The following is a 14717-nucleotide window of genomic DNA, read 5'->3' as shown; positions in this document are numbered from 1 at the left end:
GCGGGCGGCGCCGGTCAGGACGCGGCGGGGACCCGCGCGGACGCCTCGTCCAGGGTGCGGAGCTCCTCGGCGCCCAGCTCGAGGTCCGCGGACGCCAGGAGCGCCGGCAGCTGCTCGGTGTTCCGCGCGCTCGCGATCGGTGCGACGACGTCCGGCTGGGCCTGCAGCCAGGCGAGGGCGACCGATGCGATCTCGGCCTCGTGCGCCTCGGCGATGCGGGAGAGCGCGTCGACCACGGCCAGTCCTTCGTCCGAGAAGTAGCCCGACACCTGCCCCTCGCGGTCCTTGCCGGCGAAGTCGTCCTTCGTGCGGTACTTCCCGGTCAGGAACCCGGCGGCGAGGGCGAAGTAGGGCACGACCCCCAGGCCCTCGGACGCTGCGAGCGGGGCGATGTCCGACTCGTAGGGCTCACGGGTGACGAGGTTGTAGTGCGGCTGGATCGCGACGGGCAGCGCCAGCCCGTTCTCCTTGGCGATGCGGATCCACTCCTCGGCACGCGGACGCGAGTAGTTCGAGATCGCCGTGTACCGGACGAGGCCCTCCTGCACGAGCTGGTCGAACGCACGGACGGTCTCCTCGAGCGGGGTGTCCTGGTCGTCGAAGTGCGCGTAGTACAGGTCGATCCGGTCGGTGCCCAGCCGCTCGAGGCTCGCGCGGGCAGCCGCGGCGACGTTCGACGCCGACAGCCCGCTGTACTGCGGGTGCTGCGAGACCTTCGTCGCGACCACGACGTCGTCGCGCTTCCCGGATGCGCGGAGCCACGAGCCGATGACGCGCTCCGACTCGCCGCCCTCGTTGCCCGGCGCCCACGCGGAGTACACGTCCGCGGTGTCGACGAAGTCGCCGCCGGCCGAGGTGTACGCGTCGAGCACCCGGTGCGAGGTCTGCTCGTCGGCGGTCCAGCCGAAGACGTTGCCGCCGAGGGCGAGGGGGAACACGTGCAGGTCACTGGTTCCGATGCGGGGCATGGGGAGTCCTTCCGGTGCGGTACGGGTCCCGTCCACGCTATGCCCCGGCTCCGTGCACGTGACCAGCGGGCACCCGGTGTTGCATGAGGGGATGACCACCCTCGCCGACGACCTCACCGACCCCCGCTCGTCCGTCCGACTCCGTGCCGTGATGGCCGCCGGCACCGAGGCGAGGCCGTCCGACCTCGAGGTGCTCGTCGAACGCTGTGCCGTCGAGCCGGACCTGCAGGTGCGCGAGGCCCTGACGTGGGCGCTCGTCAGGCTGCCGGCTGAGACCGTCGTGCCCCGGCTGACGCACGAGCTGCACCGTCCGGAGGCGCAGGCGCGCTCCCAGGCGCTCCACACCCTGTCGAAGATCCGCGACGGGTCGGTGTACCCCGAGGTGGCCGACCGGCTCGGCGACGACGACCCCGGTGTGCGTCGGACGGCCTGGCGCGCGGCCGTCCTGCTCGCTCCGGCCGAGGAGGGTCCCGCCCTCGCCCGACGCCTCGCCCGCGAACTCGGTCAGGGTGACCGGGAGACCCGACTCGCGCTGAGCCGTGCGCTGGTCTCGCTCGGCGAGGACGTCGTCGCCCCCGTCCTGGCAGACGCGTCCGAACGTCGCGGCGAGGCCGTCCGCGCGCACGTCGACGAGACCGGACGACTGCTCGCCGACCCGGACGCCGGATCGGCGCTCGCGCTCGAACGCGCCCGTCGCGAGATGGCGCTCGGACGCGGCAAACGCGCCTCCGGGTGACCACCTGACGGACGGGAGGCCCGTGGCTGCGCCGCCACGGGCCTCCCGTCCGACGCGCGGTGCGCCACGAGCGCGTCCCGCCGTTCCGGGGCGGGCCGCGGAAGACCCGGATTCGGGTCGACGAACAGGCCCGATCGGCTTGCGCACGCGGATCGGAGCGCGCCAAGGTGGACGGCGAAGGGGAGTAGCTCCCAGCGCGTGCATCGACACACTGGCCATCACGACGATCGGCCCGGTGCACCACCTGCCGGTCCCACCCGGCGGGCGAGCGAGACCTTCGGCCGTTCTGCCGTGCCGAAGCGCTCCCCACCCCTGCGCGATCGGTGCGGCCCGACCAAGGGACCATCCCGTGATCGACACCTCACCCGTCCGCGTCGTCGATGCCGACGCACCGCCCGCCCGCATGGGAGGCAGCGCCTGGGGGCGCATCGCGATCTGCATCGTGATCGCCCTGCCCGCCGTGGTCTTCCGCGTCACGGGCTCCGCCCCGAACCCCGTCGTCGACCTGCTGGTCTTCGGCGGTGCGGTGGTCGCCGCCTCGTTCCTGCTCGCCTGGGCCGCCGAGGCCGCGCAGAAGGACATCTCCGGCGCGCTCGCCATCGCGATCCTCGCGCTCATCGCCGTGCTGCCCGAGTACGCCGTCGACCTGTACTACGCGTTCCGCTCCGGGTACGACCCGTCGTACGAGCAGTTCGCCGCCGCGAACATGACCGGCTCGAACCGGCTGCTGCTCGGGTTCGGCTGGCCCCTCGTCGTGGTGATCTCGCTGCTCGTCGCCCGCCGGTACGTCCGCGCCGGCACCCTGCCCCGGTCGGCGACGACGGTGCTGCAGCTGGAGCAGTCCTCACGGCTGGACATCGGCTTCCTGGCGCTCCTGGCAGTCGTCGCGTTCCTCATCCCGCTGATGGGCTCGATCCCGCTGTGGTTCGGGTTCGTGCTGCTCGCCGCCTTCGTCGCGTACCTGTGGCGGGCGTCGCAGGCGCCGGACGACGGCGGCGACGAGGAGATGGTCGGGATGGCGGGGAACATCGCCTCGATGCCGCAGCGTGCGCGCCGCTGGACGATCGTCGCGCTGTTCGTCGTGGCCGCCGCCGTCATCCTGTCGTCGGCGGAGCCGTTCGCGGACGCGCTCGTCGAGTCGGGGAGCGCGCTCGGCATCGACAGCTACTTCCTCGTGCAGTGGCTCGCGCCGCTCGCGACCGAGGCGCCCGAGTTCATCGTCGCAGCGCTCTTCGCCCTGCGCGGGATGGGCGGCGCGGCGATCGGGACGCTCATCGCGTCGAAGGTCAACCAGTGGTCGCTGCTCGTCGGGTCGCTGCCGATCGCCCACGTGCTCGGTGGCGGGACGACGGGCGGGCTGCCGCTCGACGGTCGGCAGGTCGAGGAGTTCGTGCTCACCGCGTCGCAGACCGTGCTGGGCGTGGCGATCATCATCGCGCTGCGCTTCCACCGGTGGTCGGCGATCGCGCTCGTGGCGCTGTTCGCGGTGCAGTTCGTGGTGACGGACACGAGCGGGCGGTGGGTGCTGAGCGGGGTGCACGTGGTCGCGGCGCTCGTGGTGCTGTGGATCAACCGGAAGGACATCGTGCCGACGTTGCGGGCGCCGTTCCGGCGGGCCGGCGCCGCCGGCGCTCCGGCCGCGTAGGCGGCGGCGCGGCTCCGCCCGCGGCCGCGGCCGCGGCCGCGGCGGCTGCGGTCGGTTCCGGTCGTACGACTGCCGCCGGCGGCCGTTCCGGTCGCACGACGTGCCGTCGGCGATCGTTCAGGTCGCAGGACGTGCCGTCGGCGGCGGAGGTGAGCGGCATGTCGTGCGACGGGAATCGTGGGACGGGAGGCTCGGGGCGGGCTGGCACCGGGCCTCCCGTCCGATGGGCGTGCCGGCGGTTCCGGTCGCACGACCTGCCGTCGGCGACCGTTCAGGTCGCACGACGTGCCGTCGGCGGCGGAGGTGAGCAGCATGTCGTGCGACGGGAATCGTGGGACAGGAGGCTCGGGGCGGGCTGGCACCGGGCCTCCCGTCCGTTCGTGGGCACCAGCCGCATCGAACGGGCAGGACGTGCCGCGCGCGTCCCGTCGGGCGGGCAGGATCCGTCGGCAGGAGCCGCCGAGTGTGACAGGAAGTGCCCGCTCGGCGAGCGGGCGGGCGGCTGGCGTCAGTCGGCGTCGGGGGCGAGCCAGATGGCGGAGGCGGCGGCGGCCGGCAGGTCGACGAGGGACTCCTCGCCGTCGGGAGCCCGCCGGCTGACGGCGATCACACCCGCGTAGTCGCGGACACGCTCGACGCGCAGGTGCGTGCCCAGTGCGACCCCGAGCTCGTCGAAGTACCGGAGCAGGGCCGGGTCGTCGTCGGACACCCGGTCCACGACCCCGCAGGCTCCGGGTTCGACCGAGCCGAGCAGCGTGCCCGCCGACGACGGGACCGACCCGTCCGTCGCCGGGATCGGGTCACCGTGCGGGTCGTGCGTCGGGTGGCCGAGGTCGGCGTCGACCCGCTCGAGGAACGTCTCGGACACCGCGTGCTCGAGCGCCTCGGCCTCGGTGTGGACCTCGTCCCACGAGTAGCCGAGCCGCTGCACCAGGTACGTCTCGATGAGCCGGTGGCGACGGACCATCGCCACGGCGACCTGCTGCCCGAGCGGGGTGAGCACGACGCCGTAGTAGGGGGTGTGCTCGATGAGGCCGTCGCGGTCGAGCTTCCGGAGGTTCCCCGACACCGTCGACGCCGAGACCCCGAGGGCCGCCGCGATGTCCCGCGTCGCGAGCCCCTCGCCGCCGCGCTCGGTCGACTTCCACACGAGCTTCACGTAGTCCTCCGCCATGACGGACAGGGAGGGCAGGCGCATCACGACACCGCCGTGGTGCAGTGTCCGCTCCGGGCCATGACGGACAGGGAGGGCAGGCGCATGCGTCAATGGTACAAACGGCGGGTGACCACCACCGCACCCGTCCGACGCCGTCGCTGGCCGGTGCCCCCGTCGCTCCTGCTCGGCCTCGCGCCGCTCGTCGCCTTCGCGGCCGTGAGCGCCTGGCGCTCGCGGCCGAGCGACGACTACAGCACGCTCGGGCAGACCGTCGAGGGCGTCCTCGGGGCACTCGTGGTGCCGGAGGGCATCGCGGTGCTCGTGCTCTGCGTCTACGTCACCGCGCTGGGCTGGTGGCCGATCGCGACCGCCGACCGTCGTCGGACGGCACTCCGGTGGACGCTCACGGCCCCGGCGTTGATCGGAGCCGTGTGCGTCGCCCGGCTCCCGCTCGTCGAGTGGGGCGCCCAGCCGGTGCGGTACTTCCTGCTGCTCGCCGTCGGGGTCCTCTTCGTGGGGGTGTTCGAGGAGCTGCTCACCCGCGGCGTGCTGCTCGTCGGGCTCCGGCGGCGGCTGCCCGAGTTCGGCGTGTGGATCGCGTCGTGCGTGCTGTTCGGGCTGCTGCACTTCCTCAACGTCCTCGCCGGCGCGGAGGTCGGAGCGACCGTCGTGCAGGTCGTCTTCGCGGCGTCGTTCGGCTCGACGCTCTACCTCGCCCGCCGGCTCACCGGGAACCTGCTCGCGCCCGTGCTGCTGCACGCCTTCTGGGACTTCGGGTCGATCGCGGTGTCGGCCACCGTGCCGACGCAGGACCTGGTGCGGATGGTGCCCGTCGGGCTCCTCGGACTGTTCGCGTTCGCGGTGCTCGCCCTCGGGGTGGTCGCCGGCGGCCTGGTCGCATGGCGGGACGACCGGGGCCGCCGCCTGCTGCGCCGGTGGCGGTCGGTGCCGCCCGTGGGGGCGCCCGCGGTGCAGGGGGACGAGCCGCGCCTCCCGTCCGCCGTCTGACCCGACCGCCCGCGCTCAGGTACCGGGCCCGGCGGGTGCCGCCGGGCCGACTCGTCCACGAGGGCGACGGGCTGCGAATGCGCACAGCCTGCGGCCCGGTTCACCCCCGGGTGGGGGGCCGTTCGCCGTCCGGCAACCACCCGTCCCTAGGTTCGCCCTGTTTCCACACCGGTACAACAGGAAGGGGCGTCGCCCCCGGGCGACCACCACCACATGCGCAGATCCACCGTCCGCGGCGTGACCGTCGCCACCGTCGCGACCGCACTCGTGCTCGGGTCGCCGCTCGCCGCGCAGGCTGCGACGTACCCGAGCGACTCCACCGAGCCCGACCTGGTGTCGCTGCTCAGCGGGTACGACCAGTACTGGACGTCGAGCGGGAAGAACGACCTGCACGGCACCGTGGACGACCCGGCGACGCTGGCGAAGAACGACCAGCTGACGTCGTGGATCAACCAGCACGCGACGACGGCGCAACAGTTCCGGGCGCTGCAGGACGCCGAGTACGACAACGCGACGAACACCGCCTACGACCAGTCCTTCACCGTGTCGCAGGGGCTCGGCGAGACGCTGAGCAAGCTGTTCGTGCAGGGGCGCAACGACGGCGACCTGCCGCTCGTCGACGCGCTCATCAACTCGTCGAACGGTACGAGCGGTGCCTACGTCGGCACCGGCGACGCGAAGGCCCACTACAGCTACCCGCGGCCGTACCTGCCGACCGACACCGCGGCGACGCTGCCCGCCGGTGACGACACGGCCAGCTGCAACCCGGCGACCGTGAACGCGTCGTCGCTCGCCGCGAACCGCACCGGCACGGCCTGGGCGGACGCGAAGGGCAACCTCACGATCACACGGGTGCCGGCCACGACCGACACCACGCACGAGTTCTCGCCGAACGACGTCGTGCTCGACGCCGGCTACGGCCAGAAGGGCATCTGCACCGGCGGCTCGTACCCGTCCGGGCACACCACCACGGCGTACCAGGCGGGCATCACCCTCGCCACGCTCGTGCCCGAACTCGCGCCGGAGATCCTCGCCCGCACGTCCGAGGCCGGCAACGACCGCATCGTCCTCGGCGTCCACTACCCGCTCGACATCATGGGCGGACGCATCGACGGCGAGGCCGCCCTCGCCGCCCGCTGGTCCGACACGCGGTACCGCACCGAGGTCCTCGAGCCGGCCCGCGCCGAGCTCACGGCGTACCTCGAGGCGACGTGCGGCGACACCCTCGCGAACTGCATCGCCGCGGAGCGGCCCTACACCGACGACCCCTACGGCGGCCAGGCGATGCCCGGCGGCACCGCGCAGGTCGTCACCGACCGGGCCTCGGCCGTGCAGGTCTACCGCGAGCGCATGACCTACGGCTTCGCGCAGACCGGCACCGCGGGTCTCGCCCCGTCGGTCCCCACCGGCGCGTCGAACCTGCTCCTGTCGACCTTCCCGACCCTGACCGACGCGCAGCGCACGCAGGTGCTCGCGCAGACCGAGATCGCCTCGGGTCACCCCCTCGACCAGTCCGGCTCCGCGAACGGCTCGTGGGAGCGGCTCGACCTCGCGGCCGCGACGAGCGCGACCGTCGCCGTCGGCGCGGACGGCACCGCGACGGTCGTCTCGACCGGTGGGCAGGCCCGCGTCGTCTCCGGCGTGCTGACCGCCCCCGAGGGCACCTCCGTGCAGGCCGGGAAGACGATCGCCCTCGCCGGCACCGGACTCCCCGCCGGCGCCACCCTGCAGGTCGTCCTGCGGTCCGACCCGGTCACGGTCGGCACGCTCACGGTCGGTACGGACGGCTCCGCGACCGGCTCGGTCGTGATCCCCGCGGACGCTCCGGTCGGCGCGCACACGCTCGACCTCGTCGACGCGTCGGGCGTCTCGGTGCTCGTGACGCCGCTCGCGATCACCGTGACCGCGGCGTCGAACGCGGGCGGCTCGACCGGCGGCGCGGGCACGTCGGGCGGCACCGGCGCCACCGGGACCGTCCCCGCCGGCGTGCACCTGCCGGTCGTCAGCGGCTGACCCACTCGACGGGAGGCGCGGGACCGGCCCGTCACGTGCCTCCCGTCCGCACCCACCCGACGGGAGGCGCGGGACCGGCCCGCCCCGTGCCTCCCGTCCGCCGCCCCGACCGCTCACCCCCCCCTCGCACCACCGGAGGCCCCCGTGCCGTACCCCAAGACCTGGACCACCGTCGGCATCGCCGCCGTCGTGGTCGCCGCCGCCGCGATCGCCGTCCCGGTGCTGACCGGCGCGACCGGCGGCGACGCCGTCCCCGCCGCGGCGGACCGGACCCCCACGGCCACGGCGCGCACGGTGCCGAGCGTCCCCGACGTCGCCGCAGCGGCGCTCGCCGCGCTGCCCGAAGCGCGCTACTCGGCCGTGGTCGGCGGCCTGCTGCCCGTCGACCGGACGGTGTCGTCCGCCGAGGTCTTCCACCTCCGCACCGACGCACCGCTCTTCGGGTCCGATCGGCAGCGCCCTGTGGCGCGCTTCGCGGCCACCGACTTCCTCGGCCAGCCGACGACGGTCGTGGGACTGCGGCACGAGGGGGACTGGGAGCTCGTCCTCACGCCGGCGCGTCGGGAGCTGCCCTCGGCGGCCGACGGACACGCGGCCGCGCAGACGGCCGCGTGGGTGCCGCGGACGGCACTCGTGCAGCAGGTGACACCGACGTCGCACGTGGTCATCTCGACGGCCGACCAGACCGTGTCCATCGAGTCCTCGTCCGGACGGGTCACCCGGAGCTTCCCCGCGGGGGTGGGCACCTCCGACACCCCGACGCCGACCGGCGTGACGGGGTACCTGGAGCAGCGGTACGTCGACCCCTCGCAAGGGACGGGCGACCACGCGATCCAGCTGACGTCGCTGCACTCGAGCGCAGCCGACGAACCGTACGGCGGGTCGGACGGCGGGCTCATCGGCCTGCACTGGAACGCGGCGGCCTCGGGGACGGTGTCCCACGGGTGCGTGCGGCTCTCCGCGGAGGGGGTCGCGGCGCTCGACGCCCTGCCGCTCGGGACGCTCGTGACGGTGGAGTAGCACGGGCGCCGCCGGGTACGCTCGGGCCGGTGACCGACGGGACCGGACAGTTGCCCAGGACCCTGCGGTCCGGGGCCGGTGCGACCGTGCGCCGACTGGTGCACGTCTCGCGTCCGGTCCTGTGGATCAACACGATCGGCTCGGGGCTGGTCGCCGTGTGGCTCACCGGCGCGCTGTTCGACCTGCGGGCGCTGCCGATCCTGATCTGGCTGACGCTGCCGTTCAACCTGCTCATCTACGGCGTCAACGACGTCTTCGACCAGGACACCGACGCGACGAACCCCCGCAAGGGGTCCATCGAGGGTGCCAGGATCCGGCAGTCCGAGGTCCGACTCATCGTCTGGGCCGTCGCGGTGGTCAACGTGCCGTTCCTCGTCGCGTTCCTGCTGACGCTGCCGCCGCTCGCGAACGCCGCGATCCTGCTCTACGCGGTCGTCTTCGTCTGCTACTCCGCGCCACCGGTGCGCTTCAAGGCCCGGCCGTACCTCGACTCGCTGAGCAACGCGGCGTACGCGCTGCCGCTGGTCATCGTGCCGTTCGCCCTCGAGGAGGAGCCGACGTGGCCCGCCGCGCTGGGACTGATGGCCTGGAGCGTCGCCAAGCACGCCTTCGACGCCGTGCAGGACATCGTCGAGGACCGTGACGCGGGCATCACCACGACCGCGGTCCGGCTCGGACCCCGGGGGACCGCGCTGTGGAGCGGCGCCTGGTGGGTGGTGTCGACGGTGTTGTTCGCCGTGGTCAGCATCCCCGTCGCCGCCGTCAACCTGCTCATCGCCGGCATCCTCGTCGTGTGCCTGCTGCGCGCCCCGTCGCCGGAGACCGGTCACCGCCTGTACCGCCTGTCGGTCGCCTTCCCGTACATCGCGGGGTCCTTCGCCGGGGTGCTGCTCCTGGTGTCCATCGTGCTCGGAGGTGCCCGGTGAGTCGTGTCGTCGTCGTCGGAGGCGGGATCGGTGGCCTCACCGCCGCCGCCCTGCTCGCCCGTGCCGGGCACCGGGTGACCCTGCTCGAGGCGTCGGACCGGCTCGGCGGCAAGAGCCGTCGCATCCAGCTCGGGGCGGACCGGATCGACACCGGGCCGTCGCTCGTCACCTTCCCGGCGGTGTGGGACGAGCTGCTGCGGCGACTCGGCGGACGTTCCGGCGAGGACGGGCACCTCGACCTGGTGCGCATGCCCGAGGTCGGCCGGTACTTCCACGGCGGCGAGGAGACCGCGCTCCCGGTGGCACCCGACCACCCCTGGTACCCGGCGTGGCGACGCTTCGCCGACCTGCACGCGCCGCTCGCCGACGACGTCACGCGGCTCCTGCTCGCCGACCCGCTCGACCGCTCGGCCCTGCCGGCCGTCCGTCGCCTGCTCTCCGTCTACGGCTCGCGGCTCACCACGCGTGCGTACCTCGACGGCCTGTCCTGGCTGCCGGACGGGCTGCGCGAGATCATCGCGATCCACACCCTCAACGCCGGGGTCTCACCCGCACGCACCCCCGCGCTCTACGCGAGCATGCCGGCGATCATGGCGGAGACCGGCGCGTGGGTGCCCCGCGGCGGCGTCTACGAGGTCGTGCTCGCGCTGCAGCGACTCGCCGAGGCCGCCGGCGTCGAGGTCCGCACCGGCGAGGCCGTCACCCGCATCGCGCGCGGTGGCGTCACCACCGAGGCCGCGCACCACCCCGCCGACCTGGTCGTCAGCGCCCTCGACGCCGACCGGCTCGCCGCGCTGACCGGACCGGCCGGTCCGTCCGCGATGTCCGCGATGTCCGCGATGTCCGCGCTGCCCCGCCCGCGCTCCCGCCCCCGCCCCCGGGCCCTGTCCTGCTCCGCCGTCGCGCTCTACGGCGTGCTGCGCGAGGAGCTGCCCGAGGGCCTCGCGACGCACAGCGTGGTGCTGCCGACGAAGCCGGACGCACTGCACCGGAGCCTCGAGGCGGGCGACGAGCCGGCGGACACGATGGTGTTCGTCAACCACTACCGCGCCGGCGAGCTCTCCCCGAACCCGCACGGCACCGTGGGCGTGCTGCTGACCGCACCCGCGGACGGGGCGCACTACGAGATCGACCACCCCTTCGTGCGGCGGGAGGTCGACCGGGTGTCGGCAGCGCTGGGCCTCGACCGACCGATCACCGACCTGCTCGACGACCACGTGGTCCTCGACCCGCAGTACTACGGCACCGGGGGAGAACCGCACGGGGCGCTCTACGGGGCGGCCCGTCCGCCGTGGCAGAGCGGGCCGTTCCACCGCCCCTCGTACAACGACCGCTGGCGGCCCTGGCTGTGGCGGGTGGGAGCGTCGGTGCACCCCGGCGGCGGGATCCCGGCGGTCGTGGGCGGCGCGATGATCGCGACGGAGCGGCTGCTCCGGGCGAACCCGGTCTGAGCGCGCGTTCACGCCCTCGCTAGAGCTCGACCTCGATCGGCTCCGCGCGGACGAGCTCGTGCACGCCGGCGATGACCTCGCTCGGGCGGAACGGGTACCGGTCGATCTCGGCCTGGTCGCTGATGCCGGTCATCACCAGGACGGTGTGGAGCCCGGCCTCGATGCCCGCCTGCACGTCGGTGTCCATGCGGTCGCCGATCATGCCCGTGTTCTCGGAGTGGGCCCCGATCCGGTTCATCGCCGAGCGGAACATCATCGGGTTCGGCTTGCCGACGACGTACGGCTGCTTCCCGGTGGCCTTCTCGATCATCGCGGCGATGGCCCCGGTCGCCGGCAGGACCCCCTCGGCACTGGGCCCGGTGGCGTCGGGGTTCGTCACGATGAACCGGGCGCCGTCGCGGATGAGCCGGACGGCCTTGGTGATCGCCTCGAACGAGTAGTTGCGGGTCTCGCCGACGACGACGTAGTCGGGCGCGGTCTCGGTCATGATGAAGCCGGCCTCGTGCAGCGCCGTCGTCATGCCGGCCTCGCCGATCACGAACGCGGAGCCGCCGGGCATCTGCGAGCGGCAGAAGTCCGCGGTGGCGAGCGCCGACGTCCAGATGCGCTCCTCGGGGACCTCGAGCCCCGACCACCGCAGCCGGGCGCTGAGGTCACGCGGCGTGAAGATCGAGTTGTTCGTCAGGACGAGGAACTCGGTCCCTTCGTCCAGCCACTGCTGGATGAGCTCGGGAGCGCCCGGCAGGGCCTGGTTCTCGTGGACGAGCACGCCGTCCATGTCGGTCAGCCAGCACTCGACTTCGTCGCGGGTCGCCATGGGCCCAGCGTACTGGGGCCGCCGCTCGCCGGGCCCGGTGGTCACCCGACTGTGGAGGACTGGCCGACCGGACACCGACCGGCGTTCGGCTTTGGGTTACGATTTTCGGGACACGTACCGGATCAAGGAGGCCTCCCCGTGCTCGTCGACCCCGGCAGCCCCACCGCACAGCCGCGCACCACGACCGACGGCCGTACCGGCGCGGGAGCGGCCGACGCCCCCACCGGGACGACACCGGCAGCCGACACCGCCGCCGCACCCCGTCGCCGCCGCGGTCGCCCCAACGTCCTGAGCCGACAGCAGGTGGTCGACGCCGCCACCGCCATCGCCAACGAGGAGGGCCTCGACCGCCTCTCCTTCCGCGCCCTCGGCGCGAAGCTCGGCGTCGCACCGATGACCGTGCACCGGACGATCGGCGGCCTCGACGACCTGCACGCCGAGCTCGTCCGTCGCACCGTCGACGAGTTCACGGCCACCTTCGTCTGGCCGGACGACTGGCGCTCGGTCGTCCACGTCTTCGCCTGCACCTTCCGCGACCTCATGCGCACCCACCCCCTCGTGCTCGAGTCGCACAGCCAGCGCGCCCCGCTCGCCTCCACCGAGTCCGACGCCGTCGTGGCGAAGGTCGTCGGGGCCCTGCAGCAGGCAGGTCTGCCGGAGCGCGAGGCCATGTACGCCTTCTTCGTGGTCTACGACTTCGTCGTCGGGCACGCCGGCGTGCAGGTCGGCCGCGGCGACTCGGAGGCGGGACGTCCGGAGCGGCACCGCGTGGTCGGGGAGATCCTCGGCGAGCACTCGTACGACGACCGCTTCGCCCTGGGCCTCGAGATCATCACCGCCGGCATCGAGGCCCGCGTCCGCACGCACGGCACCACCGCGTCGTGAGCACGGTCGACCCGCAGCAGGCACGCCGCGAACGCGAGGCCCGGTACCGCGGCTCGACCACCGCCCTGACGATGACCGTCGTCGGTGCACTGCTGGTCGTCGCCGCGGGGGTGATCGGTGGACTCGCGGTGTCGGACTTCGTCCTGCGCTTCCGGATGATGACGGTCAACAGCATCTTCTCCGACAGCCCCGACCCGGAGACGCACCTGTGGGCGGCCCCGAGCGCGGTCGTCGGAACCCTGGTGGCCGTCGGCGTGTACACGCGGTGGAACCACCGGTGGTCCGGGCGCACCACCGACCTGGTCGGGCTCGGGCCGCTGCCGCTCTGGCTCGTCGGTGCCACCGCGTGCACCTGGTGGGCCACGACCACGCAGTGGCCCGCCCCGGACCGCGTCGGCGTGGCCGTCGACCCGACGTTCGGGCACGACGAGACGTGGGGCATCGGCAGCTGGATCCTGTACACCGCCGTGTGGTGGCTGCCGGGGCTCCTCACCGTCGTGACCGTCCTCGCGCTCGTGGCCGGCGGTGCCACGCGGGTCGGCCGCGGGAACCGTCGCGCCCGACTCACGGACGTCATGGCGAACGGCCGTCGTACGACGGGCGAGGTCACCGCGATCAGCGGCGGCACGACCCCGGACGCGTCGCGCACGCTGCTGCGGTGGACGTTCTCGTTCGTGGACCTGCACGGCGTCCGGCGCTGGGTCGAGCGGACCGAGGGCTTCACCCACGGCACCGCCCCGGTGCTCGGTGGGACGGTCACCGTGCTCCACGACCCGGCCCGCCCCGGCGACCGCAAGCGCATCTTCACGACGACCGGCAGCGGTGACGACCCCGAGGACTACCTGCGCCCCGGCACGACCTGAGGCCGGACGAAGATTGGCACTTCTCCACGAAAACGCGGCGCTCCTAGGCTCGTCAGCCGTGTCAGAACAGAACGTCCAGCCCCAGCAGCACCCGTACCAGCCGTACGCGACGGCACCGGCCGCCCCGCAGCGCACGAACACCCTCGCGATCATCGCGCTCGTCGCGGCGTTCGTCGCGCCGATCGTCGGGTTCGTCCTCGGCTTCGTCGCGATGTCCCAGACGAAGAAGCGTGACGAGGGCGGCCGTGGCCTGGCGCTCGCAGCGGTCATCGTCGGCGGGGTGATCACGGTCTTCTACGCCGTGCTCTTCATCGCGCTCGTCGCGGTCGCGATGTCCGAGCCGTCGGTCACGTACCCGACGTCGTACTGACCGTCGGCTGACGGCGGTCGCCGGACGGGAGGCGCGGGGCACGCGCCCTACGCTGGTCACGTGACCGAGCGCCTCCCGTCCGACCCCCTGGTCCCGTCGACGGGACCGGCGCAGCCGGACGGTCCCACGCTGCCACCGACCCACGAGGCCACGACCAACGGCGTCGGGCCGCACCCCGAGCCCTGGCCGGAGGACCCCCGGCTCGACCCGGAGCTGCTCGCCGCCGGGGACACCCGCAACGTCGTCGACCGCTTCCGGTACTGGTCGATGGACGCCATCGTCGCCGAGCTCGACACCCGCAGACACGCCTTCGACGTCGCGATCGAGAACTGGCAGCACGACCTCAACATCGGGTCGATCGTGCGGAGTGCGAACGCGTTCCTCGCCGGCACCGTGCACGTCATCGGTCGGCGGCGCTGGAACAAGCGCGGGGCGATGGTCACCGACCGGTACCAGCACGTGCGGTACCACCCGGACGTCGCGGCGTTCCTGGCTGCGATGCACGAGGAGGGACGACCGGTCGTCGCGATCGACAACACCCCGGGTGCCGAGCGCATCGAGACCGCGGCGATCCCGGAGCGCTGCGTGTTCCTGTTCGGGCAGGAGGGACCCGGGCTCACCGACGAGGCCGTCGCGGGTGCGGACGCCCACCTCGAGATCACGCAGTTCGGGTCGACGCGGAGCATCAACGCCTCGGCCGCGGCGGCGATCATCATGCACGCCTGGGTCGTCCAGCACGCGGTCCTGCCGACGGACTGACGCGCTCGCCGCCGGGCTGGAGCCGCCGGGCCGCCGGGCCGGGGGGCCGCCGGGCCGCCGGGCCGCCGGGCCGGAGGGGCCGCGCACGAGACTCGGCTCC

The 14717-nt window shown here is 73.5% G+C and carries 14 protein-coding genes; 11 read left to right on the top strand and 3 right to left on the bottom strand.

The features are described 5' to 3' along the window. Nucleotides 1-14 precede the first annotated feature (14 nt). Complete coding sequence (locus ACIP6W_RS03220; RefSeq protein WP_066652028.1) at nucleotides 15-968, bottom strand: aldo/keto reductase; 954 nt, start codon at nucleotides 966-968, stop codon at nucleotides 15-17. A gap of 91 nt (nucleotides 969-1059) precedes the next feature. On the opposite strand from ACIP6W_RS03220, the gene ACIP6W_RS03215 reads away from it, so the two are divergent. Then, complete coding sequence (locus tag ACIP6W_RS03215; RefSeq protein ID WP_400428262.1) at nucleotides 1060-1704, top strand: HEAT repeat domain-containing protein; 645 nt, start codon at nucleotides 1060-1062, stop codon at nucleotides 1702-1704. A gap of 349 nt (nucleotides 1705-2053) precedes the next feature. Next, nucleotides 2054-3349, top strand: coding sequence for a sodium:proton exchanger (locus ACIP6W_RS03210; RefSeq protein ID WP_400428260.1), 1296 nt, complete (start codon nucleotides 2054-2056; stop codon nucleotides 3347-3349). A 508-nt stretch (nucleotides 3350-3857) separates the two neighbouring features. Here the strand turns inward: ACIP6W_RS03210 and ACIP6W_RS03205 are convergent. Then, nucleotides 3858-4547: a metal-dependent transcriptional regulator gene (locus tag ACIP6W_RS03205; protein WP_066652032.1), complete on the bottom strand. Its 690-nt coding sequence runs from the start codon at nucleotides 4545-4547 to the stop codon at nucleotides 3858-3860. Between the two features lie 84 nt (nucleotides 4548-4631). Here ACIP6W_RS03205 and ACIP6W_RS03200 point away from each other — a divergent pair, with 84 nt between their 5' ends. From ACIP6W_RS03200 to ACIP6W_RS03180, 5 genes are all read left to right on the top strand, one after another. Continuing rightward, nucleotides 4632-5513 carry a lysostaphin resistance A-like protein gene (locus ACIP6W_RS03200; protein ID WP_400428258.1) on the top strand — a complete coding sequence of 294 codons (882 nt, stop codon included), beginning with the start codon at nucleotides 4632-4634 and terminating at the stop codon, nucleotides 5511-5513. Between the two features lie 237 nt (nucleotides 5514-5750). After that, on the top strand, nucleotides 5751-7526 hold the full coding sequence (locus ACIP6W_RS03195; protein WP_400428256.1) for a phosphatase PAP2 family protein: 1776 nt from the start codon (nucleotides 5751-5753) through the stop codon (nucleotides 7524-7526). 144 nt (nucleotides 7527-7670) lie between these two features. After that, nucleotides 7671-8546 carry a L,D-transpeptidase gene (locus tag ACIP6W_RS03190; protein WP_400428254.1) on the top strand — a complete coding sequence of 292 codons (876 nt, stop codon included), beginning with the start codon at nucleotides 7671-7673 and terminating at the stop codon, nucleotides 8544-8546. Nucleotides 8547-8575: 29 nt separating this feature from the next. Next, nucleotides 8576-9472, top strand: a complete 897-nt coding sequence (locus tag ACIP6W_RS03185) for a UbiA family prenyltransferase (protein ID WP_066652042.1) — start codon at nucleotides 8576-8578, stop codon at nucleotides 9470-9472. After that, nucleotides 9469-10923, top strand: a complete 1455-nt coding sequence (locus ACIP6W_RS03180) for a phytoene desaturase family protein (RefSeq protein ID WP_400428250.1) — start codon at nucleotides 9469-9471, stop codon at nucleotides 10921-10923. Before ACIP6W_RS03185 ends, ACIP6W_RS03180 begins: the two co-directional genes overlap by 4 nt. 19 nt (nucleotides 10924-10942) lie before the next feature. Here ACIP6W_RS03180 and ACIP6W_RS03175 read toward each other — a convergent pair whose 3' ends face one another. Continuing rightward, nucleotides 10943-11740 carry an HAD-IIA family hydrolase gene (locus tag ACIP6W_RS03175; RefSeq protein WP_058730132.1) on the bottom strand — a complete coding sequence of 266 codons (798 nt, stop codon included), beginning with the start codon at nucleotides 11738-11740 and terminating at the stop codon, nucleotides 10943-10945. 138 nt (nucleotides 11741-11878) lie between these two features. Here ACIP6W_RS03175 and ACIP6W_RS03170 point away from each other — a divergent pair, with 138 nt between their 5' ends. From ACIP6W_RS03170 to ACIP6W_RS03155, 4 genes are all read left to right on the top strand, one after another. After that, nucleotides 11879-12625, top strand: a complete 747-nt coding sequence (locus tag ACIP6W_RS03170) for a TetR/AcrR family transcriptional regulator (RefSeq protein WP_066652046.1) — start codon at nucleotides 11879-11881, stop codon at nucleotides 12623-12625. After that, nucleotides 12622-13488, top strand: coding sequence for a DUF3592 domain-containing protein (locus ACIP6W_RS03165; RefSeq protein WP_400428248.1), 867 nt, complete (start codon nucleotides 12622-12624; stop codon nucleotides 13486-13488). Before ACIP6W_RS03170 ends, ACIP6W_RS03165 begins: the two co-directional genes overlap by 4 nt. Nucleotides 13489-13546: 58 nt before the next feature. After that, on the top strand, nucleotides 13547-13858 hold the full coding sequence (locus tag ACIP6W_RS03160; protein ID WP_209684090.1) for a DUF4190 domain-containing protein: 312 nt from the start codon (nucleotides 13547-13549) through the stop codon (nucleotides 13856-13858). 87 nt (nucleotides 13859-13945) lie between these two features. Further along, nucleotides 13946-14617, top strand: coding sequence for a TrmH family RNA methyltransferase (locus ACIP6W_RS03155; protein WP_400428874.1), 672 nt, complete (start codon nucleotides 13946-13948; stop codon nucleotides 14615-14617). Nucleotides 14618-14717 lie beyond the last annotated feature (100 nt).

The organism is Curtobacterium sp. NPDC088465 (genome assembly GCF_044753165.1).
In the GTDB taxonomy this organism is placed as follows: domain Bacteria; phylum Actinomycetota; class Actinomycetes; order Actinomycetales; family Microbacteriaceae; genus Curtobacterium.
This window is presented reverse-complemented; position numbering and strand designations above follow the sequence as displayed.